This is a genomic window from Pseudomonas sp. B34(2017) (assembly GCF_002112915.1).
Taxonomy (GTDB): Bacteria; Pseudomonadota; Gammaproteobacteria; order Pseudomonadales; family Pseudomonadaceae; genus Aquipseudomonas; species Aquipseudomonas pharyngis.
In genome coordinates, this window is record NZ_NEJA01000001.1 from 978,339 (window position 1) to 1,003,170 (window position 24,832).

The following is a 24,832-nucleotide window of genomic DNA, read 5'->3' on the forward strand; positions in this document are numbered from 1 at the left end:
TGTAACGTTGAAGCGCCTTTTTTCTACGCTTTTATTGTTACAGCGCTCTAGGCAAACACGACAGTTTCAGGCATATAATTTGCTTAAGTTTGGCGCTCCGGCGCCCTGTAGTGGATGGCGCATAGCGCCGGCGAATAAGGTGTTAAGCCCCTGCCATGAAACCATCGCTAGTCTTGAGAATGGGCCAGCAGCTGACGATGACACCGCAGCTGCAACAGGCCATCCGCCTGCTCCAATTGTCGACCCTGGATCTGCAACAGGAAATCCAGGAGGCTCTGGAATCCAATCCGATGCTCGAACGCCAGGAAGACGGCGACGACTTCGACAACTCCGATCCCATGGCCGACAACGCCGAACAGAAGCCCAACACCGAGATCCAGGAACCCTCCTATCAGGAGACCGCGCCGACAGTCGATAACCTCGAAGACGGCGAATGGAACGAGCGAATCCCCAACGAACTGCCCGTCGACACCGCCTGGGAAGACGTCTACCAGACCAGCGCCAGCAGCCTGCCGAGCAGCGACGATGACGAGTGGGACTTCACCACCCGCACCTCCGCCGGCGAGAGCCTGCAAAGCCACCTGCTGTGGCAGTTGAACCTGGCACCGATGTCCGACACCGATCGCCTGATCGCTGTCACCCTGATCGATTGCATCAACAATCAGGGCTACCTGGACGAAACCCTCGAAGAAATCCTCGACGCCTTTGATCCGGAACTCGACATCGAGCTGGACGAGATCGAAGCCGTCCTGCACCGCATCCAGCAATTCGAACCGGCCGGCATCGGCGCACGCAACCTGGGCGAATGCCTGCTGCTGCAATTGCGCCAGCTGTCGGCCAAGACCCCTTGGCTGGCCGAAGCCAAGCGCCTGGTCACCGATTACATCGACTTGCTCGGCAGCCGCGACTACAGCCAGTTGATGCGCCGCATGAAGCTCAAGGAAGACGAGCTGCGTCAGGTCATCGAACTGGTGCAGAGCCTCAACCCGCGCCCCGGTTCGCAGATCGAGTCCACCGAAGCCGAATACGTGGTGCCTGACGTCATCGTGCGCAAGGACAACGAGCGCTGGCTGGTCGAGCTGAACCAGGAGTCGGTGCCGCGCCTGCGGGTCAACGCCCAGTACGCCGGTTTCGTGCGCCGCGCCGACACCAGCGCCGACAACACCTTCATGCGCAATCAGTTGCAGGAAGCCCGCTGGTTCATCAAGAGCCTGCAAAGCCGCAACGAAACCCTGATGAAAGTGGCCACCCAGATCGTCGAGCATCAGCGCGGTTTTCTGGAGTATGGCGACGAAGCCATGAAGCCGTTGGTCCTGCATGACATCGCGGAAGCGGTAGGCATGCACGAGTCGACGATTTCCCGCGTAACCACGCAAAAATTCATGCATACCCCACGGGGCATATATGAGCTGAAATACTTTTTCTCCAGCCATGTGAGCACCTCCGAGGGCGGTGAATGCTCGTCCACGGCGATCCGCGCGATCATCAAGAAACTGGTTGCCGCGGAAAATCAGAAAAAGCCGTTGAGTGACAGCAAGATCGCTGGTTTACTGGAGGCACAAGGCATTCAGGTGGCTCGCCGCACGGTCGCCAAGTACCGCGAATCCCTCGGGATCGCGCCTTCGAGCGAACGCAAGCGGTTGATGTAAGCCACGTTACAGCGTTCCAGTGGCAGGCTCTTCGGCCTGCCGCTTTATGCACTGGCAACGAAGGAGAAGCTGTATGCAAGTCAACATCAGTGGACACCAACTGGAAGTTACCCAGCCTCTGCGCGAGTACATCGAGCTCAAGCTCAAGAAGCTCGAAGGGCATTTCGACAAGATCACCAACGTGCAAGTCACGATGTGCGTCGAAAAACTGAAGCAGAAAATCGAAGCCACGCTGCATATTCCCGGCAATGAGGTCGTCGCAAACGCGGAACATACCGATATGTACGCTGCGATCGACGCGCTGACCGACAAGCTTGATAAACAACTCAAAAAGCATAAGGAAAAGACCCAGAGCCTGCTTCAGGGCGCTACCGGTCGATAACCCCCACCCCCATGATCCGACTTGAAAGTATCCTGACCCCCGGCCGTTCCCTGGTGAACGTGCCGGGCGGCAGTAAAAAGAAAGCCCTGGAACAAATTGCCAACCTGATCGCCCGGGAAGTTCCGGATCTGGAGATGCAAGATGTATTCGAGGCATTGATTGCCCGTGAAAAACTGGGCTCCACCGGTTTTGGCAACGGCATCGCCATTCCCCACTGCCGCCTCAAGGGCTGCGAAGCGCCGATCAGTGCGCTGATGCACCTTGATGCCCCTATCGATTTCGACGCTATCGACGGCGCGCCCGTGGACCTGCTCTTCGTCCTGCTGGTGCCGGAAGCCGCCACCGATGCGCACCTGGAGCTGTTACGCCAGATCGCCAGCATGCTCGACCGCAAGGACGTGCGCGACAGACTGCGTAGCGCGCCTAGCAACGAAGCCTTGTACCAGGTTGTACTGGAAGAACAGAACAGGCCGTAACCATGCGCTTGATCATTGTCAGTGGCCGTTCCGGCTCGGGTAAAAGTACCGCCCTGGATGTCCTTGAGGACAACGGTTACTACTGCATCGATAACCTGCCGGCAGGTCTTCTGCCGGATCTGGCCGAACGTGCGCTGGTTCATACCGAAATGCTCCAGCCGCTGGTGGCCGTCTCGATCGACGCCCGCAACCTGCCGAGTCATCTGTCACGTTTTCCAGAGTTGCTCGAGGAAGTGCGCAGCCGGCATATCCAGTGCGATGTCCTGTACCTCGACGCCGATGACGAAACGTTGCTCAAACGCTTTTCGGAAACTCGTCGTCGTCACCCGCTCAGCAACGCCAACCGCTCGCTGGCCGAAGCCATCGACGACGAAACCGCCCTGCTGGGCCCGATTGCCGATCTGGCCGATCTGAAGGTCAATACCACCAATCTGAACCTCTACCAACTGCGCGATACCATCAAGCTGCGACTGTTGAACCAGCCGGAGCCGGGGACCGCGTTTCTGGTGGAGTCCTTCGGTTTCAAACGCGGCATGCCGGTGGATGCGGATCTGGTGTTCGATGTTCGCTGCCTGCCGAACCCGTACTGGAAACCGGAACTGCGAGCGCAATCCGGTCTCGATCAGCCGGTCGCCGAGTATCTGGCGGCGCAGCCGGAGGTCGAGGAGATGTACCAGGACATTTATACGTATCTGAACAAATGGTTGCCGCGCTTTGCGGCGAGCAACCGCGCTTACGTCACCATTGCCATCGGCTGCACCGGCGGGCATCACCGTTCCGTTTACCTGACCGAACGTCTTGGCCAGGCGCTGCAGAAGACCCTGAAGAACGTCCAGGTTCGCCACCGCGACCTCAGCTAAAGGATTCACAACGCGATGCCTGCTCGGGAAATAGAAATCATCAACAAGCTGGGCCTGCACGCCCGCGCATCGGCAAAATTCGTCGGAGTGGCGGGCCAGTTTCCCGATTGCACGATCAGAGTGGGCCGCACACCGGACACCACGGTTGACGGTAAAAGCATCATGGCGATGATGATGCTCGCTGCGGGCAAGGGCACCAAAATCCACCTGAGTACCGAAGGTCACCAGGAACAGGAAGCCATGGACGCGCTGGTGACACTGATCAACAACTACTTCGACGAAGGCGGTTGAAACGCCTGAGGCGAAGTAGCCCGCTCCCTCCCCCGGTTCATCCCAACGCCGTATCCATCACCATCATCAGACAGAAGCCGATCAGCAATCCCAGACTGGCCAGCTTCTCGTGACCATTGCGTCGCGACTCGGGGATGACCTCGTGAGTCACCACCAGCAGCATGGCGCCAGCCGCCAGCGCCAACCCCAAGGGCAGCAACAGTTCGGCAAGACTGACCAGCCACGCACAGAGCAGCGCAAATACCGGTTCGACCAGACCTGACGCTGCGCCAATCAAAAACGCCTTGACCCGCGACATCCCGGCGCCGGCCAGCACCAGTGCAATCACCAACCCTTCCGGCACATCCTGCAAGGCAATGCCCATCGCCAGACTTTCTGCGTCAGGCATTCCACCGCCCGCCGAGACACCGACCGCCATGCCTTCCGGGATGTTATGGGCAATGATGGCGAACACGAACAACCAGATCCGTGGCGGAATCACCGGATGTTCGACGGTGCCGATGAGCATTTCCGGCGAGGCCCCCGACACACGGCGATCAACCAGATACAGACCGAACGCCCCGAGCATGATGCCGAAGCAAATCAGGCCGCTGGCGCCCCATGGGCTCAGTCCCAGACTTTCGGCGGCGGCGATTCCCGGCACGATCAGTGAAAACGCGGTCGCCGCCAGCATTACACCGGCGCCAAAACCCAACAGCGTATCGCCCAGCGCCTGGGGCATGTTGCGGATTACCAGCACCGGAACAGCCCCCAGCGCGGTGCCGAGCGCGCAGATCGCGCCGCCCTGCAACGCCCGCGACAACCTCGGCTCCAGATTCAGCCAATCGAGTCCGTGTGCGAGCAACAGGGACATGCCCGCCAACAGCAGCAGCGAACCGATTGCGTAACGAAACATACGCCCACTTCCGATCGCCAGTGTTTCAGTGCCCATAGTCAGCCTTGGATTGTTTTTATAGGGACTTAAACCATCGCGGCCTGATAGCGCGCAGCAACTTGCGGCCAGTTGATCACGTTGTAGAACGCGCTGATGTATTCCGGCCGACGGTTCTGATAACGCAGGTAGTACGCGTGTTCCCACACGTCGAGCCCGAGAATCGGCGTGTTGCCGTTCATCAGCGGGCTGTCCTGGTTGCCGCTGCTTTCCACCACCAGTTTCTTGTCGGGCGTGACGCTGAGCCACGCCCAGCCACTGCCGAAACGGGTCAACGCGGCTTTGGTGAAGGCGTCCTTGAAGCTGTCGAGGCCACCCAGCTGCTCATCGATCGCCCTGGCCAGCGCACCGTCCGGTTTGCCACCGCCGTTGGGCACCATCACTTCCCAGAACAGCGAATGGTTGGCATGACCGCCGCCCTGGTTGATCACCGCCGCGCGGAGCTTTTCCGGCAGTTGCTGGACGCTGGCGACCAGCTTCTCCACCGGCCATTCCGCGAATTCGGTGCCCTCGACCGCAGCGTTCAGGTTGTTGATGTAAGTCTGATGATGCTTGGTGTAGTGGATCTCCATGGTTTGCGCATCGATGTGCGGCTCCAGTGCGTCGTAGGCGTAAGGCAAGGCTGGCAGGGTAAAAGCCATTTCAGTGGACTCCATGGTGATGTGGGGCAGGCACTCGGCGCGCGTTGCCGGTATCCGAGTGCAGCAAACGCTGGGTGCGCGGGTATTCGCCGTGTTCGCTGATGAAATTGAGCAGCTCGACGTAGGTTTTGCTGCTCTGGCGAAGGGCCGCTTCACGCAGCGCCGGGCGCAGGCGCTCGTCCTGCATGGTCTGCAACAGCCGTTGATGAATCGCGCACAGGTACTCGGCGCTCTCCTCCGGCTGATTCAGGCGCAGATGCAGATCCGCCAGGTTGTGGTGGGAGATGACGCAGGCTGCCACCGCTTCGTCGGCATCGGCCCAGCGCTCGAACAACACCTGCGCCAAAGCCAAAGCTTGCAGGTAGGCCTCGCGGGCATCGATCAGCTCGCCCAGGATGAAGCAGCGATTGGCCCGTTCGATCGTGCGTTTCCAGTGCTCCATGGTGAACCTCCAAAGCGGTTGCGGTGCTTACACGCCACCGGCGGTGAGTTTCTCGGGATTGAGCAACTCTTCCAGCTGGCTGCGCGACAGGTCGGTGTGTTCCAGCGCAACGTCGATCACCGGGCGACCCTGCTTGTAGGCCTGCTTGGCAATCTCGGCAGCTTTCTGGTAACCGATGATCGGGTTGAGCGCGGTCACCAGAATCGGGTTGCGCGACAGCGCTTCCTTGAGGCGCGACTCGTTGACCTTGAAGGTGGCGATGGCCTTGTCACCCAGCAAACGGCTGGAGTTGGCCAGCAACTCAATGCTGCTCAGCAGATTCTGGGCAATGATAGGCAGCATCACGTTCAGCTCGAAATTGCCTGATTGACCGGCGATGGTGATCACCGAGTCATTGCCGATCACTTGCGCAGCTACCATGGCGGTGGCTTCCGGAATCACCGGATTGACCTTGCCTGGCATGATCGATGAGCCCGGCTGCAGGCCCTCAAGCTCGATTTCACCGAGCCCGGCGAGCGGGCCGGAGTTCATCCAGCGCAGGTCGTTGGCGACTTTCATCAGGGACACGGCGGTGGCCTTGAGCTGGCCCGAGACGGCCACGGCAGTGTCCTGCGAGCCGATCAGGGCGAACAGATTCTTGCCAGGGGTGAACTGGACATTGGTCAACTGGCTGAGCTGGCGGCTGAACCGCGCAGCAAATTCCGGATGCGCATTGATCCCGGTACCGACCGCTGTACCGCCCTGAGCCAAGGATTGCAGGCTTGGCAGCAAATCCTGCAGGTGACCGATATTAGCCTTGAGCTGCTGCGCCCAACCGTTCAACGCCTGACTCATACGCACCGGCATGGCATCCATCAAGTGGGTGCGGCCAGTCTTGACGTGGTGATGGACTTGCTCGGCCTTGCGTTCGATCACTTGCACCAGGTGCAGCAGTGCCGGCAGCAGTTGTTCGTGCAGGGCCAGCGCGGCGCTGACGTGGATAGTGGTAGGAATGATGTCGTTGCTGCTCTGCCCACAGTTGACGTGGTCGTTGGCGTTCACCGGTTCGTCGAGCAAGCGGCTGGCCAGGGTGGCAATCACTTCATTGGCGTTCATGTTGGAGCTGGTGCCGGAACCGGTCTGGAAGATGTCCACCGGGAAATGCCGCATGAAGTCGCCTTCCAGCAACCCTTGGGCGGCATCGCTGATTGCCTTGCCCTGGGCGGCGCTGAGCTGGTTGAGTTCAACGTTGGCGCGCGCGGCGGCCGCTTTCGCCAGAATCAGGGCGCGGATGAACTGGGTCGGCATCGGCTTGCCGCTGATCGGGAAGTTATCCACTGCGCGCTGGGTCTGCGCGCCGTAGAGAGCGTCCACCGGCACCTGCAGTTCGCCCATGCTGTCGCGCTCAATACGTGTCTTGGTCATCTGAAAATCCTTGCACCAGTTCTATGAGAGGAATCGAGGGAAGCAACTCGCAGGTCGCCAATTGCCAGGTGTAGCTTTGCCAGCGCTTGAGCCGGCACTTGCACAGCGAGAGGCGCTCCATTTCACGCAAGGGGCGCCAGGCTTGATCGAGACACAGGCTGCGCCAGTGCCACGGCAGCGCGATATCGGTGGCCGTGTCGAGCAGCAGACGGAAGGAGGTTTCAGCGATCATCCAGGGCGAAGTCGCCGTGCAGCAGGCCAGATACCGGCCTTCGGCCAGGTAGTGTTCGATCAGTCGTGGCTCGTCGGGATCCATCGCGCAACGGATCCGGCGACTCATCCAGCGCCAGCTTTCGAGATACGGCTGCTCGTGCAAGGCAGAACTCATGATCCTGGGCTCATCCGATAATGAGATTTATTATTAGATGATAATGAGAACCAACACAAGGGTGGCTTTTCAGCTGCCCTGAGCAGCTGAAAAGATTTGCAGGCATAAAAAAGGCGCGCCACCCAATCGGGTGGCGCGCCTTTTGTGTACCTGTCTGGGCTTAGCTGCCCGCGACAGTCATCTTTTCGATCAACACCGAACCGGTGCGAATGTTGCTGCGCAGTTCCAGATCGTTACCCACCGCGACGATCTGCTTGAACATGTCGCGCATGTTGCCGGCGATGGTCACTTCCTGCACCGCGAACTGGATCTCCCCATTCTCGACCCAGAACCCCGCCGCACCGCGCGAGTAATCACCGGTCACCATGTTCAGACCATGGCCCATCAATTCGGTGACCAACAGGCCACGACCCATGCGTCGCAGCAAGGCGGCCTGGTCTTCATCGCCATGGGTGACGAACAGGTTATGCACACCGCCCGCGTTGGCGGTGCTCGGCATGCCGAGTTTGCGACCGGAGTATGTGCCCAGGATGTACGACACCAGTTCGCCCTTTTCGACGAACGGTTTGGCATAGGTCGCCAGGCCGTCGCCGTCATACGACGCACTGCCCATGGCACGCATCAGGTGCGGACGCTCGTCGATGGTCAGCCATTCCGGGAACAGCTTCTGCCCCAAAGTGCCTTCGAGGAACGACGATTTGCGGTACAGACTGCCGCCGGAAATCGCCGACAGGAAGCTGCCGAACAACCCACCCGCCAGTTCCGCCGAAAACAATACAGGCACTTCGCAGGTCGGCACCGGGCGCGCACCCAGACGGCTAGCCGCACGCTGCGCCGCGCGCTGGCCAATGCTCACCGGATCCGCCAGCAAACTGCCCTGGCGGTTCACGTCATACCAGTAATCGCGCTGCATCTGGCCATCGGCCTCGGCGATCATCACGCAGCTCAGGCTGTGCCGGGTCGAAGCGTAACCGCCGATGAAACCATGGCTGTTGCCATACACGCGGCAGCCCTGATGAGTGCTCAACGTGGTGCCATCAGCATTCTTGATGCGCGCATCGGCGTCGAACGCGGCAGCTTCACAGAGCAACGCCTTCTCGATGGCCTGCTCCGGCGTGATGTCCCATTGGTGGAACAGGTCGAAATCCTGAATATCCCTGGCCATCAGCGCCGCATCGGCCAACCCCGAGGCTTCGTCTTCCGACGTGTGTTTGGCAATCGCCAGCGCGGCGGCGACAGTCTCGCGAATCGCATCCGGCCCGGTGGCGGAAGTGCTGGCCGAGCCCTTGCGCTGGCCGACATATAACGTGATGCCAAAACCCTGATCGCGGTTGAACTCGACCGTTTCGACTTCACGTTGACGCACCGACGTCGACAGGCCCTGCTCCAGCGACACCGCCACTTCACAGGCACTGGCACCCTGACGCTTGGCTTCGGCGATGATCTGTTCGACCTGTTCCTGCAGTGCCGGCAATGCCTGTGGGCCGACGCTTTCAACTGCACTCATGCTCATCTCCACTCAAATTCTGCTTTCGGCTGGGGCCTTCGAGCGACCGGGCCGGACAAGCGGCCCCCGACTGGTTATCATGGCGGCGTTTCTTTGCGGACTGCCACCATGGTTGATTCTTACGACGACTCCCTCGATACGGGAGAAAAAAGCAAATCCCAGGTCAAACGCGAGCTGCATGCTCTGGTTGACCTTGGCGAGCGCCTTACAACGCTCAAGCCCGACTTGCAGGCAAAACTGCCATTGACCGACGCTTTGCGCCGGGCCCTGGCCGATGCGCCCAAGCACACCGCGAACATCGCGCGTAAACGGCATTTGCAGTTCATCGGCAAACTGATGCGCGATCAGGACACTGACGCGATTCTCACTCTGCTCGATCAACTCGATGCCTCTACCCGTCAGTACAACGAGCGTTTTCACAACCTCGAACGCTGGCGTGACCGCCTGATCGCCGGTGACGATGCCGTGCTGGAGAAATTCGTCGTCGATTACCCGGACGCCGACCGCCAGCAACTGCGTTCCCTGATCCGTCAGGCCCAGCACGAGGTTGCGCAAAACAAACCTCCTGCCTCGAGCCGCAAGATCTTCAAGTACATCCGTGAGCTGGACGAGACTCAACGCGGTCTGCGTTGATATTCGCCACCGGGTGGCCGCACCGCGCGCCACCCGAAGCTCCATTCCTTCTTATGCGCCCGTGCCACCCACGGTGATCGCATCGATTTTCAAGGTCGGCTGACCCACGCCCACCGGCACTGACTGCCCGTCCTTGCCGCATGTGCCCACACCGCTGTCCAGCGCCAGATCGTTACCGACCATCGACACCCGGCTCATCGCTTCCGGACCGTTGCCGATCAACGTTGCGCCTTTGACCGGTGCAGTGATCTTGCCGTCCTCGATCAGATAAGCCTCGCTGGTGGAGAACACGAATTTGCCGCTGGTGATGTCGACCTGACCGCCGCCGAGATTGGCGCAGTAGATGCCCTTCTTCACCGACGCGATGATTTCCGCCGGATCGCTCTGGCCGCCGAGCATGTAAGTGTTGGTCATCCGAGGCATCGGCAGGTGCGCGTAGGATTCCCGGCGACCGTTGCCGGTGCGGGCCACGCCCATCAGCCGCGCGTTGAGCTTGTCCTGCATGTAGCCTTTGAGCACGCCGTTTTCGATCAGCGTGGTGCACTCGGTCGGGGTGCCTTCGTCGTCGACGCTCAGGGAGCCGCGACGACCGCTCAGAGTGCCGTCATCGACGATGGTGCAAAGTTTCGAGGCAACCATTTCGCCCATGCGTCCGCTGTAGGCTGAACTGCCCTTGCGGTTGAAATCGCCTTCCAGGCCGTGGCCGACCGCCTCGTGCAGCAGCACGCCGGACCAGCCCGAGCCGAGAACCACCGGCAAGGTCCCGGCCGGTGCCGGAATCGCTTCCAGGTTCACCAGCGCCTGACGCAGCGCCTCACGGGCATAGCCCATGGCGCGGTCTTCGGCGAGGAAATAACGGTAGTCGGTACGCCCGCCGCCGCCATGACCGCCGCGCTCGCGGCGGCCGTTCTGCTCGACGATCACGCTGACGTTGAAACGTACCAGCGGACGCACATCGGCCGCCAGGCCGCCGTCGGTCGAAGCCACCAGAATCCGCTCCCAGACCCCGGCCATGCTCACGCTGACCTGCTGGATTCGCGGATCGAGGGCGCGGGTCGCCACGTCGATGCGCTTGAGCAGTTCGACTTTTTCAGCGCGGCTCAGGACTTCCAGCGGGTTATCCGGCGCGTACAACTGGGCGACGTCCTGGCTGCTGAACGCCTGCACCGTGCCGTTCTGCCCGGCGCGGGAAATCGAACGGGCCGCACGGGCCGCTGCGCCGAGGGCTTCCAGGGTGATCGCGTTGCTGTAGGCAAAACCGGTTTTTTCGCCGGACTGCGCACGCACGCCAACACCCTGGTCGAGGTTGAAACTGCCTTCCTTGACGATGCCGTCTTCCAGCGACCAGGACTCGGAAATCTGCCCCTGGAAATACAGGTCGGCCGCATCGATGCCTGGACCCGCCAGATCACCGAGCACGCCTTGCAGGCTCTCGATCGTCACGCCGCCGGGCGCCAACAGGTGATCACTGACTGAGGACAACAACTCGCTCATAGGTTTTACGCCTTAAATTCGTGTTCTGAAGCAGGTCGCTGTGCGCCCTGCGAAAAAAACCGCCGATGACCGGTCACCGGCATTCGCGCCCGGATGGACGCTTGTTCATTGCTGTCGCGCTCGGCCAGCAACACGGCTTCGCCTTGTTCCTGCTGCGCCAGCACGCGGCCCCACGGGTCGACAATCGCCCCGTGGCCAAAGGTTTCCCGCGGCCCCGGATGCGTTCCGCCCTGGGCTGCCGCCAGCACGTAGCACTGGGTTTCAATGGCCCGCGCGCGGATCAGTACATCCCAGTGCGCCGCCCCGGTCACCGCAGTGAAGGCCGACGGTGCGGTAATCAGTTCAGCCCCGGCAGCGCGCAGTTCGCTGTACATCTCCGGGAAGCGCAGGTCGTAGCACACCGTCAGGCCCAATCGCCCGACCGGCGTGTCCGCGACCACCACGCCACTGCCATAAGCATAGTCATCGGATTCGCGGTAACGGCCGCGATTGTCCGCTACGTCGACATCGAACAGGTGCAACTTGTCATAGCGTGCAACGATTTCGCCCTGATCGTTCACCAGCAGCGAGCAGGCATGGGACTTCGCCTCAGGCTGACCCGCCGGCGGCAACGGCAAGGTGCCGGCCACAATCCATAACCTGAGGTCGCGGGCGGTCTGTTTCAACCACGGCAGGATCGGGCCTTCGCCAAGCGCTTCGGCGCGGCCAATATCGGCGATGTCGCGACGGCCCATGGCCGCGAAGTTTTCCGGCAGCACCGCCAGCTTCGCGCCGGCGTTGGCTGCCTGTTCGAGCAAACGTCGGGCATCGCGCAGATTGGCCAGCACATCGCTCTGGCTGACCATTTGAATCACCGCTAAAGACATGGCGCACTCCGCAAGAGGTATGCGGCCATGCTACTCCATCGGTTCAGGGGCTGGCTGTTCAAAAAGGCTTGTCGAAGGTGATTTTCGGCTCTTTCCACGGGCCTTTCACGGTGTATTTGACGCTGGCGAACCGCGCCACGCGATCGCCGATCAGCTTGTCGATCAGGAACAACGCACCGCCGACGGCCGGCGCGCCGACAATCAGCGCGGCAATCGGCAGGTTGTTGGTCACAGGCAAAGTCACCAGCAATTTGGCATCCACCTTGTCGCCCACCAGATCCAGCGTGCCGTCCAGTTCCAGGTTGCTCGAGGGACCGGTCAACTTGATCGGCTCTTTCGTCACATACACGCCGTTGGTCGCCACCAGCAATCCCTTGACCCGGTCGTAGCTCAGGCCTTTGCCGAACAGGTCGGAGAAGTCGAGACGCAAACGCCGGCCAATCGAGTTGAAGTTGAGCAGACCGAACACGCGCAATGCCTGAGCGCCGCCCTCCACTTCAACAAACTGGCCTTTGTTGAGGGACGCATCGAGGGTGCCGGAGAAGCGCTTGGTCGCCAGCCACGCCGGCGAGCCCGGCCAGCGGCCATCGACATCCATGTGGAATTCTTCGCTGGTCACGCTCGGCGCAAAACCCCAGCCCTTGAGCACATCGGCGAGGTTCTTGCCGCCGATCCGGCCCTTGTACCAACTGGTCGTGGCACCGGGGGTTCCTTCCCAGCCGCCGCTGCCCTGCAGGAGGATGCCCTTGAGGCCCAGATCGAGGTTGTTCAGGGCGATGCCCTTGGCGGTCGGCCGAATCTTGAGTGACCAGCCACCGACCAAGTCCTGGCCCTGGAACAATTGATTGATGGTGATATCCAGCGCCGGGATCTTGCTCGGATCGACGGAAGCCAGCGGGTCCGGCGCGTTCTCGTCGGCCTGCACCGTCGGGTCCGGCGCTGGCAATCGCACGTATTGCAGGTTCACCGCAATCGGCGCGCCCTTGGCGTCAGGAATGCCCGCCGTGCCTTTGGCCTGCTGGCTGTCGAGGGCCAGCGCCCAGGCACCGGGCTTGCGATTCACCTGCACGGCTGCCTGATCCAGGGTGGTGCCGAAGGCGGTGAGTTTGCCGATCTTGAAATCTGCGCTGCTGAGCAACTGTTTGGCGTTGCCGCCTGGATCCTGGCCGGCGTATTTGTCCAGCAGATCCTGCCACGGCTTTACGTCCAGCTCCGACAACACGCCACGCACCCGCAGGCCTTTGCTGCCCGGCAACACCGCTTCGCCAGCGCCGAGGAACAGCTCACCCCGACCATCGGCAAAGTTGCCCGGTGGCGCGGCGAAGGTGAAGTTGGCCAGTTGATCGTAATTGACCCAGTAACGCCGCTCCTGCCCCTGCAACGTCATGCGGAACACCGTGTCACGCCCGACATCGGCGGCCATGCCGAACGGCGCCGGCAGATCCACCGCCACGCCCTTCAGACTGGAACTGACCATCAATTGGCTGTCGGCGCCGTCCAGATTCACTTGCAACTGATATGGGATGGTCCCGGACACCGGCAATGGCTGAGTCACGCCCAGCCAGTCGGTGAGTTTCTTGACCTCGACCTGCCCTGACGCCGCGATCCGGGTCTTGAGATTGCCGGGGGCACCGTCGGCGAAGATCTGCGCGGTCACCGGCTTGTCAAAAGCCCGGGCACTGATGTTCTGTCCGCTCAGCCCTTTTGCGCTGTCGAAGCGGAAGTCGCCCTTGAGCTGGCTCAATTCAAGCTTCGGCTCCGCCAGCTTCAAGCGCGCATTGGCGGTTTTGAAGTCGACGAGAATTTTCGGCTGATCGCCCTTGGCCAATGGCACATCGAGTTTGAGCTTGCCTTGCAGGTCACCCTCGCCTTCCCAGCCGGCAAAAGTATCGGCGGTGCCAATCGGCGCCTCCTGAAGAATCTTCAGGCCATCGCCCAGCCCGCCAGCAAAGCTGCCGTCGAGGAACATGTGGCTGTGCTCGCCGCTCGGCACATGGGGAATATTGACGAAGACGTCGCCGACCTGGGTATCGAGCAACTGGCCCTTGCTGGCGAGAATGCGCACGCCGCTGTCTTCGATGAATACGTCACCGTTGACCTTGCTCACGTGCGGCCAGCCCGGCTGGAAAGCCAGCTCGGCGTCGTGCACCTTGAAGAACAGACTGATGCTGCGATCCGCTTCCCCGGCGTTCTTGTTCAGCGAGCCTTGATACTGGAAGAACCCCTGATCCACCGCGCCCTTGAGAATCGCCGTACGCAGCCATTCGTCGAGGGCCGGGCTCAGGACTTGCGGCAGGTACTTGGCGGTGTAGCGACCGTCGCCATCCACCAGACCGACCCGTAGATCCATGTAGTCTTCCTGGCTGTGATCGAAATGCAGGCGGATCAGGAAGTCGCCGGCGATCTTGCCTTCCTCGCCGAGCACCTTCAGGTACGGCGCGATCAGGGTGAAACCTTCTTTATCGAGCTTCCAGGTCAACCGGGCGTTGGCCTGAATGTATTGCCACGGCTTGGCGAAAATCGGATCGAGGTGCAGGACGAAATCCTTGCTGTCCATGCGCAGTTCGCCCCCGCCGAGATTGCCGGTAAGACTGCCGCTGACATTCCGTGCGGCCGGCGCGCCGTGGTAGGCGTCGAAGCCGACTTGATCGAGGTTGGCGGCGAAGCTGAATTTGCTGTCGTCGGTGGCGTTCGGCCGGAAATCCAGCAGCACGTTACGCAGACCGCCGGTTACTTTCAGGCGCTCGACCACGGTGGCGACGCCTTGGGGCAACGGGCCGAGGGCATTGAGCAAAGGGGTGATCGGCGTCAGGTCGAGCCGGTCAGCCTGCAGATGCCAGAGTTCTTCGTTCTTGTCGGTGGCGGCAGTCTGTTTGATCTGGACATGGGATTCCCAGCGGGTTTCGCCGAAATTCATCGCCAGCGAATCAAGCGTGACAATGGCTCCCTCGGAACCGCGCTGGAAATAGCCATTGAGCGCCAGATTGTTGATCTGGATCGGCTTGCGTTCAGCGTAGGCGCCGGTCAGTTGCGGCGCATTGAGACGGATCGCAGCACTCTGCAACGCCCCCTCGCGCCAGTTGACCCACAGCTCGCCACCGGCCTTGATCTCGGAGAAATTCCATTGTTGGGTCAAGCGCTCGGGTAGCCATTTTGACCAGTCGCTCTGCGGCAGGCTGACATAACCTTCCACTTCGCTGCTCTGCCACTGATTCGGACGAAGTCGTGTGCGTAGGCTCAGCGCCACAGGCTGACCGTCGGGCAGGGTCAGGCGCGCATCGAGGCGTTGGCGGCTGGACCCGGTCTTCAGATTGAGGCCGACATAAGTGAGGGTCAGCGGCGCCTGCTCCAGCGGCTGCAACGTCACCTGACTGTCGAGCACCGACAGTTGCTGAATCATTTGCATGCGGTTGAACAGTTGCTCGGGATCCATGGGCTGATCCTGCTGCACCGGCAAGCCTTCCAGCGCCCACTTTCCGTCTTCGCCTTCCTTGAGGCTGATCTTCAGACCGTTGAGTTCAAGATGGGCGATGCGTACTTCCCGGGCGAGCAAACTGGCCCAAAGATCCGGCACCGCGCGCACCCGATCCAGGCGCAGGGCATTGGCGCCGCTGCCGACCATCACGTCGTGGGCCAGCAGGATCGGGGCAAACCCGCTCCAGTTGCCTTCCAGCTCGCCGATCTGCAGCGGCATGCCCAATGCGGCACTGGCCTTGTCTTCGATATCGGTGCGGTATTCGGCCACCAGTGGCGTGAGTTCCCGGCCGAGACTGACGTACAACGCCATCAATACCAGAACCAACGCGCACAGGCCCAGACCCCAGCGGGTCAGTGCGGCCAAAATGCGTGTCAGACGTTCCATGTCAGTTGGCTCCCATGGCAAAAATACTGCAAAAAGCTGAGGCCAGCCGTTTCAGGAAAAAGGTGATGCAGGGGTTCAGAGCAGCACCACGTCATATTGTTCCTGGGAATACATGGTTTCCACCTGGAAGCGTATGGTGCGCCCGATGAAACCTTCAAGTTCGGCCACGTTACCGGACTCTTCATCGAGCAGCCGGTCGACGACTTTCTGGTTCGCCAGCACCCGATAACCCTCGGCCTGATAGGCCCGGGCTTCGCGCAGGATCTCGCGGAAAATCTCGTAGCAAATGGTTTCCGGAGTTTTCAGCTTGCCCCGGCCCTGACAGCTGCTGCACGGTTCGCACAACACTTGCTCAAGGCTTTCACGGGTGCGCTTGCGCGTCATCTGCACCAGGCCCAACTCGGTAATGCCGATGATGTTGGTCTTGGCGTGATCGCGCTCCAGTTGTTTCTCCAGGGTACGCAGCACCTGACGCTGGTGCTCTTCGTCTTCCATGTCGATGAAGTCGATGATGATGATCCCGCCCAGGTTGCGCAGGCGCATCTGCCGGGCAATCGCGGTCGCGGCTTCGAGGTTGGTCTTGAAGATGGTTTCTTCGAGGTTGCGATGACCGACGAACGCCCCGGTGTTCACATCGATGGTGGTCATGGCTTCCGCCGGATCGATCACCAGATAACCACCGGACTTCAGCGGCACCTTGCGCTCCAGGGCTTTCTGGATTTCGTCTTCGACGCCGTACAGGTCGAAGATCGGCCGCTCACCCGGGTAGTGTTCCAGACGATCGGCGATTTCCGGCATCAGTTCGGCGACGAACTGCGTGGTTTTCTGAAACGTTTCCCGGGAGTCGATGCGGATCTTCTCGATCTTCGGGCTGACCAGATCGCGCAGGGTACGCAGCGCCAGGCCCAAGTCTTCGTAGATCACGCTCGGTGCGCCGATGGTCTTGATCTGCTCGTTGATCTGATCCCACAGGCGGCGCAGGTAGCGGATGTCCATCAGGATCTCATCGGCCCCGGCACCTTCGGCGGCGGTACGCAAAATGAAGCCGCCGGCCTCCTTGATGCCTTCTTTGGCCACGCAGTCGCTGACCACCTGTTTGAGGCGTTCGCGCTCGGCTTCGTCTTCGATCTTCAGGGAAATGCCGACGTGGGCGGTGCGCGGCATGTACACCAGATAGCGCGACGGGATCGACAATTGCGTTGTCAATCGCGCACCTTTGGAACCGATCGGGTCCTTGGTGACTTGCACCACCAGGCTCTGGCCTTCGTGTACAAGCGCACTGATGCTTTCCACCGCAGGACCTTCGCGCAGGGAAATTTCCGAGGCATGAATGAAGGCTGCGCGATCCAGGCCGATGTCGACGAATGCCGCCTGCATGCCCGGCAGGACCCGCACCACCTTGCCTTTATAGATGTTGCCGACGATCCCGCGTTTTTGCGTACGCTCGACGTGCACTTCTTGCAGCACACCGTTTTCGACCACCGCCACGCGCGATTCCATCGGCGTGATGTTGATCAGAATCTCTTCACTCATGGCAGGGTCTCGTTCAGGCATGTTCACGATAATGGCTGCATCTTGTCCGTTCGACGCTCATTGCGCGTTCAGGGTTTGCCAACAGGGTATGCCGAAATGGCCGAGCAGTTCTGCGCTTTCGCACACCGGCAAGCCGACGACCGCCGAGTAACTGCCGTTTAGGCCGGCGACGAACACCGCGCCAAGCCCCTGAATGCCGTAGCCACCCGCCTTGTCCCGGGGCTCGCCGCTGGCCCAGTAGGCGGCGGCTTCTTCGCGACTGATCGAGCGGAACCGCACCCGACTGCGCACCACCCGCGACTCGCAGCGCTCGCCGTCGAGCACGGCAATCGCCGTCAGCACTTCATGCTCCTTGCCGGACAACATCATCAGCATGGCGCATGCATCGGCTTCGTCCACCGGTTTGCCAAGAATTTTGCCGTCCAGCACCACGGCGGTGTCGGCGCCCAGTACGCAAAACGCTACGTCGCAGACGACGGTGCGCCGTCCGGCGTCTGCCTTGCCGCGCGCCAGGCGCTCGACGTAGGCCGATGGGGATTCATTGGCGAGAGGGGTTTCATCGATATCCGCGCTGATGGCGGTAAACGGGATGCCGATCTGAGTGAGCAATTCACGCCGACGCGGCGATCCTGAGGCGAGGTAAAGCGGCTTCATCCAAACATCTCCCTGTTGAGTGCCCTGCCTCATGGCACCGGTGGGGGCCCATGCCTGACCGAATCAGTTGATTTTGTAGCGCCGGCGCAATCCACGCAAAGCGAAGCTGACCCATGGCCAGAGCAAGGCACTGACCAGTGCCGGCAGGACCAGCGCAAGGGTCGGCTGACGGTTGCCGGTCAAGGCACTGAGCCAAAGCTGTACGAGCTGGGCGAGGCCGAAGATCACCAGAATCACCAGGCTCTGCTGCCACATCGGGAACATTCGCAGGCGTTGCTGCAATGACAGCACCAGGAACGTGATCAGTGTCAGGATCAATGCATTCTGACCGAGCAGATCGCCTTGCAGCACGTCTTCGGCCAGCCCCAGGCAGAAAGCCGTGACCATGCCGACCGTATGCGGCAGGTACAAAGCCCAGAAGGCCAGGAGCAAAGCCAGCCACAGCGGGCGCAGGATTTCCATGAAAATCGGCAATGGCGACACGCTGAGCAGTATGCCGACGATAAACGTCAGCCAGACGATCCAGCCGTTACGCGATGCGGTAGCTCCGACCATTATTCTTGCCTCCCGGTGGTCGCCGGCGCAGTGACAGGCGGTTTGGCTGCTGGTCGAGCAGCGGGCTGATTCGCCGGTGGCTTGCTGACCGCGGGTGTGGCTGCAGGCGGTTTGCTCGCAGCGGGTTTGGCCGGCGTGGTGTCGGCGGCAGGCGTAGCCGGCGCTGTCGTCGTGGCAGGGGTTGCGGCTGCGGCTGCGGCAGGCGGGGTGACGATTTTCGGCACCGTGGCCGGAACCACCGGACCGCCACCAAAGGCATCGAGGTTTTCCTGAGCCTGCGCGGCATCGTTGGCACGTTCTTCGGCGGTGCGGTTGTCACTGAATACCAGCAGAAGGTAACGGCTGCGGTTCAATGCGGCGGTCGGTACGGCGCGAACAATGGCGAATGGCTGGCCGGAATCGTGGATCACTTCCTTGACCGTCGCCACCGGATAACCGGCCGGGAAACGCTGGCCGAGACCGGAGCTGACCAACAGGTCCCCTTCCTTGATATCGGCGGTGTCGGCGACATGGCGCAACTCAAGGCGTTCCGGGTTACCGGTGCCGCTGGCGATCGCCCGCAGACCGTTACGGTTCACCTGCACAGGAATGCTGTGGGTGGAGTCGGTCAGCAGCAGCACACGGGAGGTGTACGGCATCAGTTCGACCACCTGCCCCATCAGGCCGCGAGCATCGAGCACCGGCTGACCGAGCACCACGCCATCACGCTCGCCTTTGTTGATGATGATGCGATGGGTGAAGGGGTTGGGGTCCATGCCGATCAGCTCGGCCACTTCGACCTTCTCGTTGACCAGCGCGGAGGAATTGAGCAACTCGCGCAGACGGACGTTCTGCTCGGTGAGGGCGGCAAGCTTCTGCATGCGACCCTGCAACAGCAGGTTCTCCGACTTGAGTTTTTCATTTTCGGCGACGAGCTCGGTGCGACTGCCGAACTGGCTGGCGATACCTTCCCACAACCGTCCGGGCAGGTCAGTAATCCAGTAGGCGTCCATCAGCACCAGCGAGGCCTGGCTGCGTACGGGTTTAAGCAGGCTGAAGCGCGCGTCAACGACCATCAGCGCGACCGACAGTACGGCCAGCACCAACAAGCGCACGCCCAGTGAGGGGCCCTTGGCGAAAAGCGGTTTAATAAGCCGCTCCTCCCAGGCAAATGTTCTGTTTATTCATACGGCATCAAACCGGCCTGGATGAAGACTGACAGAAGATAAACGCCAACAGGCAGCACTGCAAAGTGCTGCCTGTGCGCTCACCCACGTATTGCACCCGGCGATTATTCGCTGGAGAGCAGGTCCATGGTGTGCTTGTCCATCATTTCCAGTGCACGGCCACCGCCGCGAGCAACGCAGGTCAGCGGATCTTCGGCAACGATCACCGGCAGACCGGTTTCCTGGGCCAGCAGCTTGTCGAGGTCACGCAGCAGCGCGCCACCGCCCGTCAGCACCAGGCCACGCTCGGCGATGTCGGAAGCCAGTTCCGGCGGCGATTGCTCCAGGGCGCTTTTCACGGCCTGAACGATGGTTGCCAGGGACTCTTGCAGAGCTTCCAGCACTTCGTTGGAGTTCAGGGTGAATGCGCGTGGAACGCCTTCGGCCAGGTTGCGACCGCGAACGTCGACTTCGCGAACTTCACCGCCCGGATAGGCCGTGCCGATTTCCTGCTTGATGCGCTCGGCGGTGGATTCGCCGATCAGGCTGCCGTAGTTGCGGCGCACGTAGGTGATGATCGCTTCGTCGAAGCGGTCGCCGCCAACGCGTACGGATTCGGCATAGACCACACCGTTCAGGGAGATCAGCGCGATTTCGGTGGTACCACCACCGATATCCACGACCATCGAACCGCGAGCTTCTTCAACCGGCAGGCCGGCACCGATCGCAGCGGCCATCGGCTCTTCGATCAGGAACACTTCACGGGCACCGGCACCAAGGGCCGATTCACGGATGGCACGACGCTCAACCTGGGTGGACTTGCATGGAACGCAGATCAGCACACGAGGGCTGGGCTGCAGAAAGCTGTTTTCGTGAACCTTGTTGATAAAGTATTGCAGCATCTTTTCGCAGACGCTGAAGTCGGCGATCACGCCGTCCTTCATCGGACGAATGGCAGCAATGTTGCCCGGCGTACGGCCGAGCATGCGCTTGGCCTCGGTGCCGACAGCGACGACACTTTTCTGGTTACCGTGTGTCCGAATGGCCACAACCGATGGCTCATTCAGGACGATACCGCGCTCGCGCACGTAAATAAGGGTGTTGGCAGTGCCCAGGTCAATGGAAAGATCGCTGGAAAACATGCCACGCAGTTTCTTGAACATGGGAAAGGGACCCTAGGCAACGCGTGGGTAAAAAAGTGCGGCAAACTCTAACAACGACAGGGATTTTGGGCAAGGCGCCAATATGTTAAATTGGCCGCTTTTCTGTGCACCAAGCCCCACAATCGCGGCCTTATGACCGTAGAAGTGCGGTAGTGTTCCGACAATCTAACACACGGACGCCGTCCGTCCTGTTTTCCACTGGAGAAACCCGATGGCGCTAGAACGCTCCGACGTGGAAAAAATCGCTCATCTGGCCAGCCTTGGCCTGAATGACGCCGATCTTCCACACATCACTTCGGCCCTCAACAGCATTCTCGGGCTGGTCGACGAAATGCAGGCGGTCAATACCGACGGTATCGAGCCGCTGGCCCACCCGCTGGAAGCCAGTCAGCGCCTGCGCGCCGACGTCGTGACCGAAAGCAATAACCGCGAGGCTTATCAGTCCATCGCACCAGCGGTCGAAAACGGCCTGTACCTGGTTCCGAAAGTCATCGACTAAAGGGAAAGAGCCTGCAATGCACCAATTGACTCTGGCCGAGATCGCCCGCGGTCTCGCCGATAAAAAGTTTTCCTCCGAAGAGCTGACCAAAGTCCTGCTGGCGCGCATTACCCAGCTCGACCCGCAGCTCAACAGTTTCATCAGCCTCACCGAAGAGCTGGCCCTTGAGCAGGCGAAAGCCGCCGACGTGCGCCGGGCCAATGGTGAGAACGGCGCCCTGCTCGGCGCGCCGATCGCCCATAAAGACCTGTTCTGCACCCAGGGCATCCGCACCAGCTGCGGCTCGAAGATGCTCGACAACTTCAAGGCCCCGTACGACGCCACCGTGGTGTCGAAGCTGGCCGCCGCCGGCACCGTGACCCTGGGCAAGACCAACATGGACGAATTCGCCATGGGTTCGGCCAACGAGTCGAGCTGGTACGGCGCGGTGAAAAACCCGTGGAACCTGGAACACGTGCCGGGCGGTTCGTCCGGTGGTTCGGCTGCCGCGGTTGCCGCTCGTCTGTTGCCTGCTGCGACGGCCACCGACACCGGCGGTTCGATCCGGCAGCCAGCTGCATTCACCAACCTCACCGGCCTGAAACCGACCTACGGTCGCGTTTCGCGCTGGGGCATGATCGCTTACGCCTCCAGCCTCGATCAGGGCGGCCCTCTGGCACGCACGGCCGAAGACTGCGCAATTTTGTTGCAAGGTATGGCCGGGTTCGATCCGAACGACTCCACCAGCATCGATGAGCCAGTGCCGGACTACGCCGCTGGCCTGAATGGTTCGCTGCAAGGCCTGCGCATCGGTGTGCCGAAGGAGTACTTCGGTGCAGGTCTCGACCCGCGCATCGCCGACCTGATCCAGAACAGCATCAAAGAGCTGCAGAAGCTCGGTGCCGTGATCAAGGAAATCAGCCTGCCGAACATGCAGCACGCGATTCCTGCGTACTACGTGATCGCCCCGGCAGAAGCGTCCTCCAACCTGTCGCGTTTCGACGGCGTGCGCTTCGGCCACCGCTGCGCAGACCCGAAGAACCTGGAAGACCTGTACAAGCGCTCCCGTGGCGAAGGTTTCGGGCCTGAAGTACAGCGCCGGATCATGGTCGGTGCCTACGCGCTGTCCGCCGGTTACTACGACGCCTACTACCTGAAAGCACAGAAGATCCGTCGCCTGGTGAAGAACGACTTCATGACTGCCTTTAATGAAGTCGACATCATCCTCGGCCCGACCACGCCAAACCCGGCCTGGAAACTCGGTGCCAAGAACAGCGACCCGGTCGCTGCCTACCTGGAAGACGTCTACACCATCACCGCCAACCTCGCGGGCCTGCCGGGCCTGTCGATGCCGGCCGGTTTCGTCGACGGTCTGCCGGTCGGCGTGCAACTGCTCGCTCCGTATTTCCAGGAAGGCCGCTTGCTCAACGTTGCGCACCAGTATCAGTTGAACACTGACTGGCACACTCGCACCCCAACCGGCTTCTGAGGAGACACACATGCAATGGGAAGTCGTGATCGGGCTGGAGATTCACACCCAGCTCACCACCCGGTCGAAAATCTTTTCCGGTAGTTCCACCCAGTTCGGTTCCGAGCCGAACACCCAGGCCAGCCTGATCGACCTGGGCATGCCCGGCGTGCTGCCAGTGCTCAACCAGGAAGCGGTGCGCATGGCGGTGATGTTCGGTCTGGCGATTGACGCCGAGATCGGCCAGCACAACGTGTTCGCCCGTAAAAACTACTTCTACCCGGATCTGCCGAAGGGCTACCAGATCAGCCAGATGGAGTTGCCGATCGTCGGCAAGGGCCACCTGGACATCGCCCTGGAAGACGGCACGGTCAAACGCGTCGGTATCACCCGTGCGCACCTGGAAGAAGACGCCGGCAAGAGCCTGCACGAAGAATTCAGCGGTGCCACCGGCATCGACCTGAACCGTGCCGGCACGCCGCTGCTGGAAATCGTGTCCGAGCCTGACATGCGCAGCGCCAAGGAAGCGGTGGCCTACGTCAAGGCGATCCACGCGCTGGTGCGTTACCTGGGCATCTGCGACGGCAACATGGCCGAGGGTTCGCTGCGTTGCGACTGCAACGTGTCGGTACGTCCGAAAGGCCAGGTCGAGTTCGGCACCCGCTGCGAGATCAAGAACGTCAACTCGTTCCGCTTCATCGAGAAAGCGATCAACTCCGAGATCCAGCGTCAGATCGACCTGATCGAAGACGGCGGCAAAGTGATCCAGCAGACCCGTCTGTACGATCCGAACAAGGACGAAACCCGTCCGATGCGCAGCAAAGAGGAAGCCAACGACTACCGTTACTTCCCCGATCCGGACCTGCTGCCGGTGGTCATCGAGGACTCGTTCCTCAATGACGTGCGCGCCACCCTGCCGGAGCTGCCACCGCAAAAACGCGAGCGCTTCCAGAGTGCCTTCGGTCTGTCGGCCTACGACGCCAATGTGCTGGCCACCAGCCGTGAGCAGGCGGACTACTTCGAGAAAGTCGCGAGCATCGGCGGCGACGCCAAACTGGCGGCGAACTGGGTGATGGTCGAGTTGGGCAGCCTGCTCAACAAGCAGAACCTGGACATCGAGGATTCACCAGTTTCCGCCGAGCAACTGGGCGGCATGCTGCAGCGCATCAAGGACAACACCATCTCCGGCAAGATCGCCAAGGTGGTGTTCGAAGCGATGGCCAACGGCGAAGGCAGCGCAGACGAGATCATCGAAAAGCGCGGCCTGAAGCAGGTTACCGACACTGGCGCGATCTCGGCGGTGCTGGACGAAATGCTCGCGGCCAACGCCGAGCAGGTCGAACAATACCGCGCGGCAGACGAAGCCAAGCGCGGCAAGATGTTCGGCTTCTTCGTCGGTCAGGCCATGAAAGCCTCCAAGGGCAAGGCCAACCCGCAGCAAGTGAACGAACTGCTGAAAAGCAAGCTCGAAGGCTGACGATGGCCCCGCGCCTGAGGATCGTTCCCACGCTCTGCGTGGGAATGCCGCCTCGGACGCTCCGCGTCCATTGCGGTGTGACGCAGAGCGTCACGGGGTGCATTCCCACGCCGGAGCGTGGGAACGATCACTTGGGAGCTTATGAATGAAACGTCTGCTCGGCGCCTGCGCCCTGCTCTCTTTGCTGGCCGGTTGCGCCAGCACCGACACCATCGACCCGCACGGTTACGACCAGACCGGCGTCGCCTCCTATTACGGAGCCAAACACCACGGTAAACGTACCGCCAGCGGCGAAGCGTTCAACCAGAATTCCCTGACCGCCGCCCACCGCCAGTTGCCGTTCGGCACTCGGGTGAAGGTCACCAACCTGAAAAACGATGAATCCGTCGTGGTCCGCATCAACGACCGTGGCCCGCACACCCGTGGCCGCCTGATCGATGTTTCACGTGCGGCGGCCGAACAGCTCGGTATGCTGCGCAGTGGAACCGCCCGGGTTCGGGTGCAGGCCCTCGACGACTGATGGAGCGTCCACC

The 24,832-nt window shown here is 61.2% G+C and carries 24 protein-coding genes; 10 read left to right on the top strand and 14 right to left on the bottom strand.

Translation table 11 applies throughout. The features are described 5' to 3' along the window. Nucleotides 1-155 precede the first annotated feature (155 nt). From CAF80_RS04720 to CAF80_RS04740, 5 genes are all read left to right on the top strand, one after another. Entirely contained in the window at nt 156-1,649 is a 1,494-nt protein-coding gene (locus CAF80_RS04720; protein WP_011332472.1) for an RNA polymerase factor sigma-54, read from the top strand. 73 nt (nt 1,650-1,722) lie between these two features. Beyond that, complete coding sequence (hpf, locus tag CAF80_RS04725) at nt 1,723-2,031, top strand: ribosome hibernation-promoting factor, HPF/YfiA family (protein WP_011332471.1); 309 nt, start codon at nt 1,723-1,725, stop codon at nt 2,029-2,031. Nucleotides 2,032-2,042: 11 nt separating this feature from the next. Beyond that, nucleotides 2,043-2,507: a PTS IIA-like nitrogen regulatory protein PtsN gene (gene ptsN, locus CAF80_RS04730; protein ID WP_007953580.1), complete on the top strand. Its 465-nt coding sequence runs from the start codon at nt 2,043-2,045 to the stop codon at nt 2,505-2,507. A gap of 2 nt (nt 2,508-2,509) precedes the next feature. Further along, nucleotides 2,510-3,367 (top strand): RNase adapter RapZ, encoded by an 858-nt coding sequence (rapZ, locus tag CAF80_RS04735; protein ID WP_039769291.1) that lies wholly within the window; start codon nt 2,510-2,512, stop codon nt 3,365-3,367. Between the two features lie 15 nt (nt 3,368-3,382). Then, a complete protein-coding gene (locus CAF80_RS04740; RefSeq protein WP_039769289.1) occupies nt 3,383-3,658 on the top strand; it encodes an HPr family phosphocarrier protein in 276 nt (91 codons plus the stop codon). A 37-nt stretch (nt 3,659-3,695) separates the two neighbouring features. Here CAF80_RS04740 and CAF80_RS04745 read toward each other — a convergent pair whose 3' ends face one another. The 6 genes from CAF80_RS04745 to pmbA all read right to left on the bottom strand — a co-directional run bounded on the left by CAF80_RS04745 (nt 3,696) and on the right by pmbA (nt 8,971). Further along, nucleotides 3,696-4,589 carry a ZIP family metal transporter gene (locus tag CAF80_RS04745; RefSeq protein WP_085666899.1) on the bottom strand — a complete coding sequence of 298 codons (894 nt, stop codon included), beginning with the start codon at nt 4,587-4,589 and terminating at the stop codon, nt 3,696-3,698. 29 nt (nt 4,590-4,618) lie between these two features. Then, nucleotides 4,619-5,230 carry a superoxide dismutase gene (locus CAF80_RS04750; protein WP_039769285.1) on the bottom strand — a complete coding sequence of 204 codons (612 nt, stop codon included), beginning with the start codon at nt 5,228-5,230 and terminating at the stop codon, nt 4,619-4,621. 1 nt (nt 5,231) lies between these two features. After that, on the bottom strand, nt 5,232-5,672 hold the full coding sequence (locus CAF80_RS04755; RefSeq protein WP_039769283.1) for a hypothetical protein: 441 nt from the start codon (nt 5,670-5,672) through the stop codon (nt 5,232-5,234). Nucleotides 5,673-5,699: 27 nt separating this feature from the next. Beyond that, nucleotides 5,700-7,076 carry a lyase family protein gene (locus CAF80_RS04760; protein WP_085666900.1) on the bottom strand — a complete coding sequence of 459 codons (1,377 nt, stop codon included), beginning with the start codon at nt 7,074-7,076 and terminating at the stop codon, nt 5,700-5,702. Next, nucleotides 7,057-7,464 (bottom strand): hypothetical protein, encoded by a 408-nt coding sequence (locus CAF80_RS04765; RefSeq protein ID WP_039769279.1) that lies wholly within the window; start codon nt 7,462-7,464, stop codon nt 7,057-7,059. Before CAF80_RS04765 ends, CAF80_RS04760 begins: the two co-directional genes overlap by 20 nt. 160 nt (nt 7,465-7,624) lie before the next feature. Then, nucleotides 7,625-8,971 carry a metalloprotease PmbA gene (gene pmbA, locus CAF80_RS04770; RefSeq protein WP_039769277.1) on the bottom strand — a complete coding sequence of 449 codons (1,347 nt, stop codon included), beginning with the start codon at nt 8,969-8,971 and terminating at the stop codon, nt 7,625-7,627. Between the two features lie 108 nt (nt 8,972-9,079). Between pmbA and yjgA the strand changes: the two genes are divergently transcribed. Further along, on the top strand, nt 9,080-9,604 hold the full coding sequence (gene yjgA, locus CAF80_RS04775) for a ribosome biogenesis factor YjgA (RefSeq protein ID WP_007953598.1): 525 nt from the start codon (nt 9,080-9,082) through the stop codon (nt 9,602-9,604). A 51-nt stretch (nt 9,605-9,655) separates the two neighbouring features. Here yjgA and tldD read toward each other — a convergent pair whose 3' ends face one another. From tldD to mreB, 8 genes are all read right to left on the bottom strand, one after another. Beyond that, complete coding sequence (gene tldD / locus CAF80_RS04780; RefSeq protein WP_011332462.1) at nt 9,656-11,098, bottom strand: metalloprotease TldD; 1,443 nt, start codon at nt 11,096-11,098, stop codon at nt 9,656-9,658. Nucleotides 11,099-11,103: 5 nt separating this feature from the next. Then, nucleotides 11,104-11,964 (bottom strand): carbon-nitrogen hydrolase family protein, encoded by an 861-nt coding sequence (locus CAF80_RS04785; RefSeq protein ID WP_074691829.1) that lies wholly within the window; start codon nt 11,962-11,964, stop codon nt 11,104-11,106. A 58-nt stretch (nt 11,965-12,022) separates the two neighbouring features. Then, nucleotides 12,023-15,826 (bottom strand): YhdP family protein, encoded by a 3,804-nt coding sequence (locus CAF80_RS04790; protein WP_074691832.1) that lies wholly within the window; start codon nt 15,824-15,826, stop codon nt 12,023-12,025. A gap of 75 nt (nt 15,827-15,901) precedes the next feature. Continuing rightward, nucleotides 15,902-17,359 (bottom strand): ribonuclease G, encoded by a 1,458-nt coding sequence (rng, locus tag CAF80_RS04795; RefSeq protein WP_007953605.1) that lies wholly within the window; start codon nt 17,357-17,359, stop codon nt 15,902-15,904. 57 nt (nt 17,360-17,416) lie between these two features. After that, on the bottom strand, nt 17,417-18,013 hold the full coding sequence (locus CAF80_RS04800; RefSeq protein WP_074691835.1) for a nucleoside triphosphate pyrophosphatase: 597 nt from the start codon (nt 18,011-18,013) through the stop codon (nt 17,417-17,419). Nucleotides 18,014-18,076: 63 nt separating this feature from the next. Continuing rightward, nucleotides 18,077-18,568: a rod shape-determining protein MreD gene (mreD, locus tag CAF80_RS04805; RefSeq protein WP_039769270.1), complete on the bottom strand. Its 492-nt coding sequence runs from the start codon at nt 18,566-18,568 to the stop codon at nt 18,077-18,079. Continuing rightward, nucleotides 18,568-19,698, bottom strand: a complete 1,131-nt coding sequence (gene mreC, locus CAF80_RS04810; protein WP_074691838.1) for a rod shape-determining protein MreC — start codon at nt 19,696-19,698, stop codon at nt 18,568-18,570. Before mreC ends, mreD begins: the two co-directional genes overlap by 1 nt. 140 nt (nt 19,699-19,838) lie before the next feature. Continuing rightward, nucleotides 19,839-20,876, bottom strand: a complete 1,038-nt coding sequence (gene mreB, locus CAF80_RS04815; RefSeq protein ID WP_002555108.1) for a rod shape-determining protein MreB — start codon at nt 20,874-20,876, stop codon at nt 19,839-19,841. A gap of 211 nt (nt 20,877-21,087) precedes the next feature. Between mreB and gatC the strand changes: the two genes are divergently transcribed. The 4 genes from gatC (at nt 21,088) to CAF80_RS04835 (ending at nt 24,819) form a co-directional block, all read left to right on the top strand. Further along, nucleotides 21,088-21,375 carry an Asp-tRNA(Asn)/Glu-tRNA(Gln) amidotransferase subunit GatC gene (gene gatC, locus CAF80_RS04820; protein ID WP_007953612.1) on the top strand — a complete coding sequence of 96 codons (288 nt, stop codon included), beginning with the start codon at nt 21,088-21,090 and terminating at the stop codon, nt 21,373-21,375. A 16-nt stretch (nt 21,376-21,391) separates the two neighbouring features. Further along, nucleotides 21,392-22,843 carry an Asp-tRNA(Asn)/Glu-tRNA(Gln) amidotransferase subunit GatA gene (gene gatA, locus CAF80_RS04825; RefSeq protein WP_039769267.1) on the top strand — a complete coding sequence of 484 codons (1,452 nt, stop codon included), beginning with the start codon at nt 21,392-21,394 and terminating at the stop codon, nt 22,841-22,843. 10 nt (nt 22,844-22,853) lie between these two features. Continuing rightward, a complete protein-coding gene (gatB, locus tag CAF80_RS04830; protein ID WP_039769265.1) occupies nt 22,854-24,299 on the top strand; it encodes an Asp-tRNA(Asn)/Glu-tRNA(Gln) amidotransferase subunit GatB in 1,446 nt (481 codons plus the stop codon). 145 nt (nt 24,300-24,444) lie between these two features. Continuing rightward, a complete protein-coding gene (locus tag CAF80_RS04835) occupies nt 24,445-24,819 on the top strand; it encodes a septal ring lytic transglycosylase RlpA family protein (RefSeq protein ID WP_039769262.1) in 375 nt (124 codons plus the stop codon). The last annotated feature ends 13 nt before the right edge of the window (nt 24,820-24,832 follow it).

Bases quoted from the DNA above. Each gene is read 5' to 3' on its own strand.
- hpf (WP_011332471.1), top strand. From the start codon at position 1,723: ATGCAAGTCAACATCAGTGGACACCAACTGGAAGTTACCCAGCCTCTG.
- CAF80_RS04720 (WP_011332472.1), top strand. From the start codon at position 156: ATGAAACCATCGCTAGTCTTGAGAATGGGCCAGCAGCTGACGATGACA.
- CAF80_RS04765 (WP_039769279.1), bottom strand. From the start codon at position 7,464: ATGAGTTCTGCCTTGCACGAGCAGCCGTATCTCGAAAGCTGGCGCTGG.
- CAF80_RS04835 (WP_039769262.1), top strand. From the start codon at position 24,445: ATGAAACGTCTGCTCGGCGCCTGCGCCCTGCTCTCTTTGCTGGCCGGT.
- mreD (WP_039769270.1), bottom strand. From the start codon at position 18,568: ATGGTCGGAGCTACCGCATCGCGTAACGGCTGGATCGTCTGGCTGACG.
- CAF80_RS04760 (WP_085666900.1), bottom strand. From the start codon at position 7,076: ATGACCAAGACACGTATTGAGCGCGACAGCATGGGCGAACTGCAGGTG.
- rng (WP_007953605.1), bottom strand. From the start codon at position 17,359: ATGAGTGAAGAGATTCTGATCAACATCACGCCGATGGAATCGCGCGTG.
- gatC (WP_007953612.1), top strand. From the start codon at position 21,088: ATGGCGCTAGAACGCTCCGACGTGGAAAAAATCGCTCATCTGGCCAGC.
- ptsN (WP_007953580.1), top strand. From the start codon at position 2,043: ATGATCCGACTTGAAAGTATCCTGACCCCCGGCCGTTCCCTGGTGAAC.
- rapZ (WP_039769291.1), top strand. From the start codon at position 2,510: ATGCGCTTGATCATTGTCAGTGGCCGTTCCGGCTCGGGTAAAAGTACC.
- tldD (WP_011332462.1), bottom strand. From the start codon at position 11,098: ATGAGCGAGTTGTTGTCCTCAGTCAGTGATCACCTGTTGGCGCCCGGC.
- CAF80_RS04785 (WP_074691829.1), bottom strand. From the start codon at position 11,964: ATGTCTTTAGCGGTGATTCAAATGGTCAGCCAGAGCGATGTGCTGGCC.
- CAF80_RS04800 (WP_074691835.1), bottom strand. From the start codon at position 18,013: ATGAAGCCGCTTTACCTCGCCTCAGGATCGCCGCGTCGGCGTGAATTG.
- yjgA (WP_007953598.1), top strand. From the start codon at position 9,080: ATGGTTGATTCTTACGACGACTCCCTCGATACGGGAGAAAAAAGCAAA.
- gatA (WP_039769267.1), top strand. From the start codon at position 21,392: ATGCACCAATTGACTCTGGCCGAGATCGCCCGCGGTCTCGCCGATAAA.
- CAF80_RS04750 (WP_039769285.1), bottom strand. From the start codon at position 5,230: ATGGCTTTTACCCTGCCAGCCTTGCCTTACGCCTACGACGCACTGGAG.
- CAF80_RS04745 (WP_085666899.1), bottom strand. From the start codon at position 4,589: ATGGGCACTGAAACACTGGCGATCGGAAGTGGGCGTATGTTTCGTTAC.
- pmbA (WP_039769277.1), bottom strand. From the start codon at position 8,971: ATGAGTGCAGTTGAAAGCGTCGGCCCACAGGCATTGCCGGCACTGCAG.
- CAF80_RS04790 (WP_074691832.1), bottom strand. From the start codon at position 15,826: ATGGAACGTCTGACACGCATTTTGGCCGCACTGACCCGCTGGGGTCTG.
- CAF80_RS04740 (WP_039769289.1), top strand. From the start codon at position 3,383: ATGCCTGCTCGGGAAATAGAAATCATCAACAAGCTGGGCCTGCACGCC.
- gatB (WP_039769265.1), top strand. From the start codon at position 22,854: ATGCAATGGGAAGTCGTGATCGGGCTGGAGATTCACACCCAGCTCACC.
- CAF80_RS04755 (WP_039769283.1), bottom strand. From the start codon at position 5,672: ATGGAGCACTGGAAACGCACGATCGAACGGGCCAATCGCTGCTTCATC.
- mreB (WP_002555108.1), bottom strand. From the start codon at position 20,876: ATGTTCAAGAAACTGCGTGGCATGTTTTCCAGCGATCTTTCCATTGAC.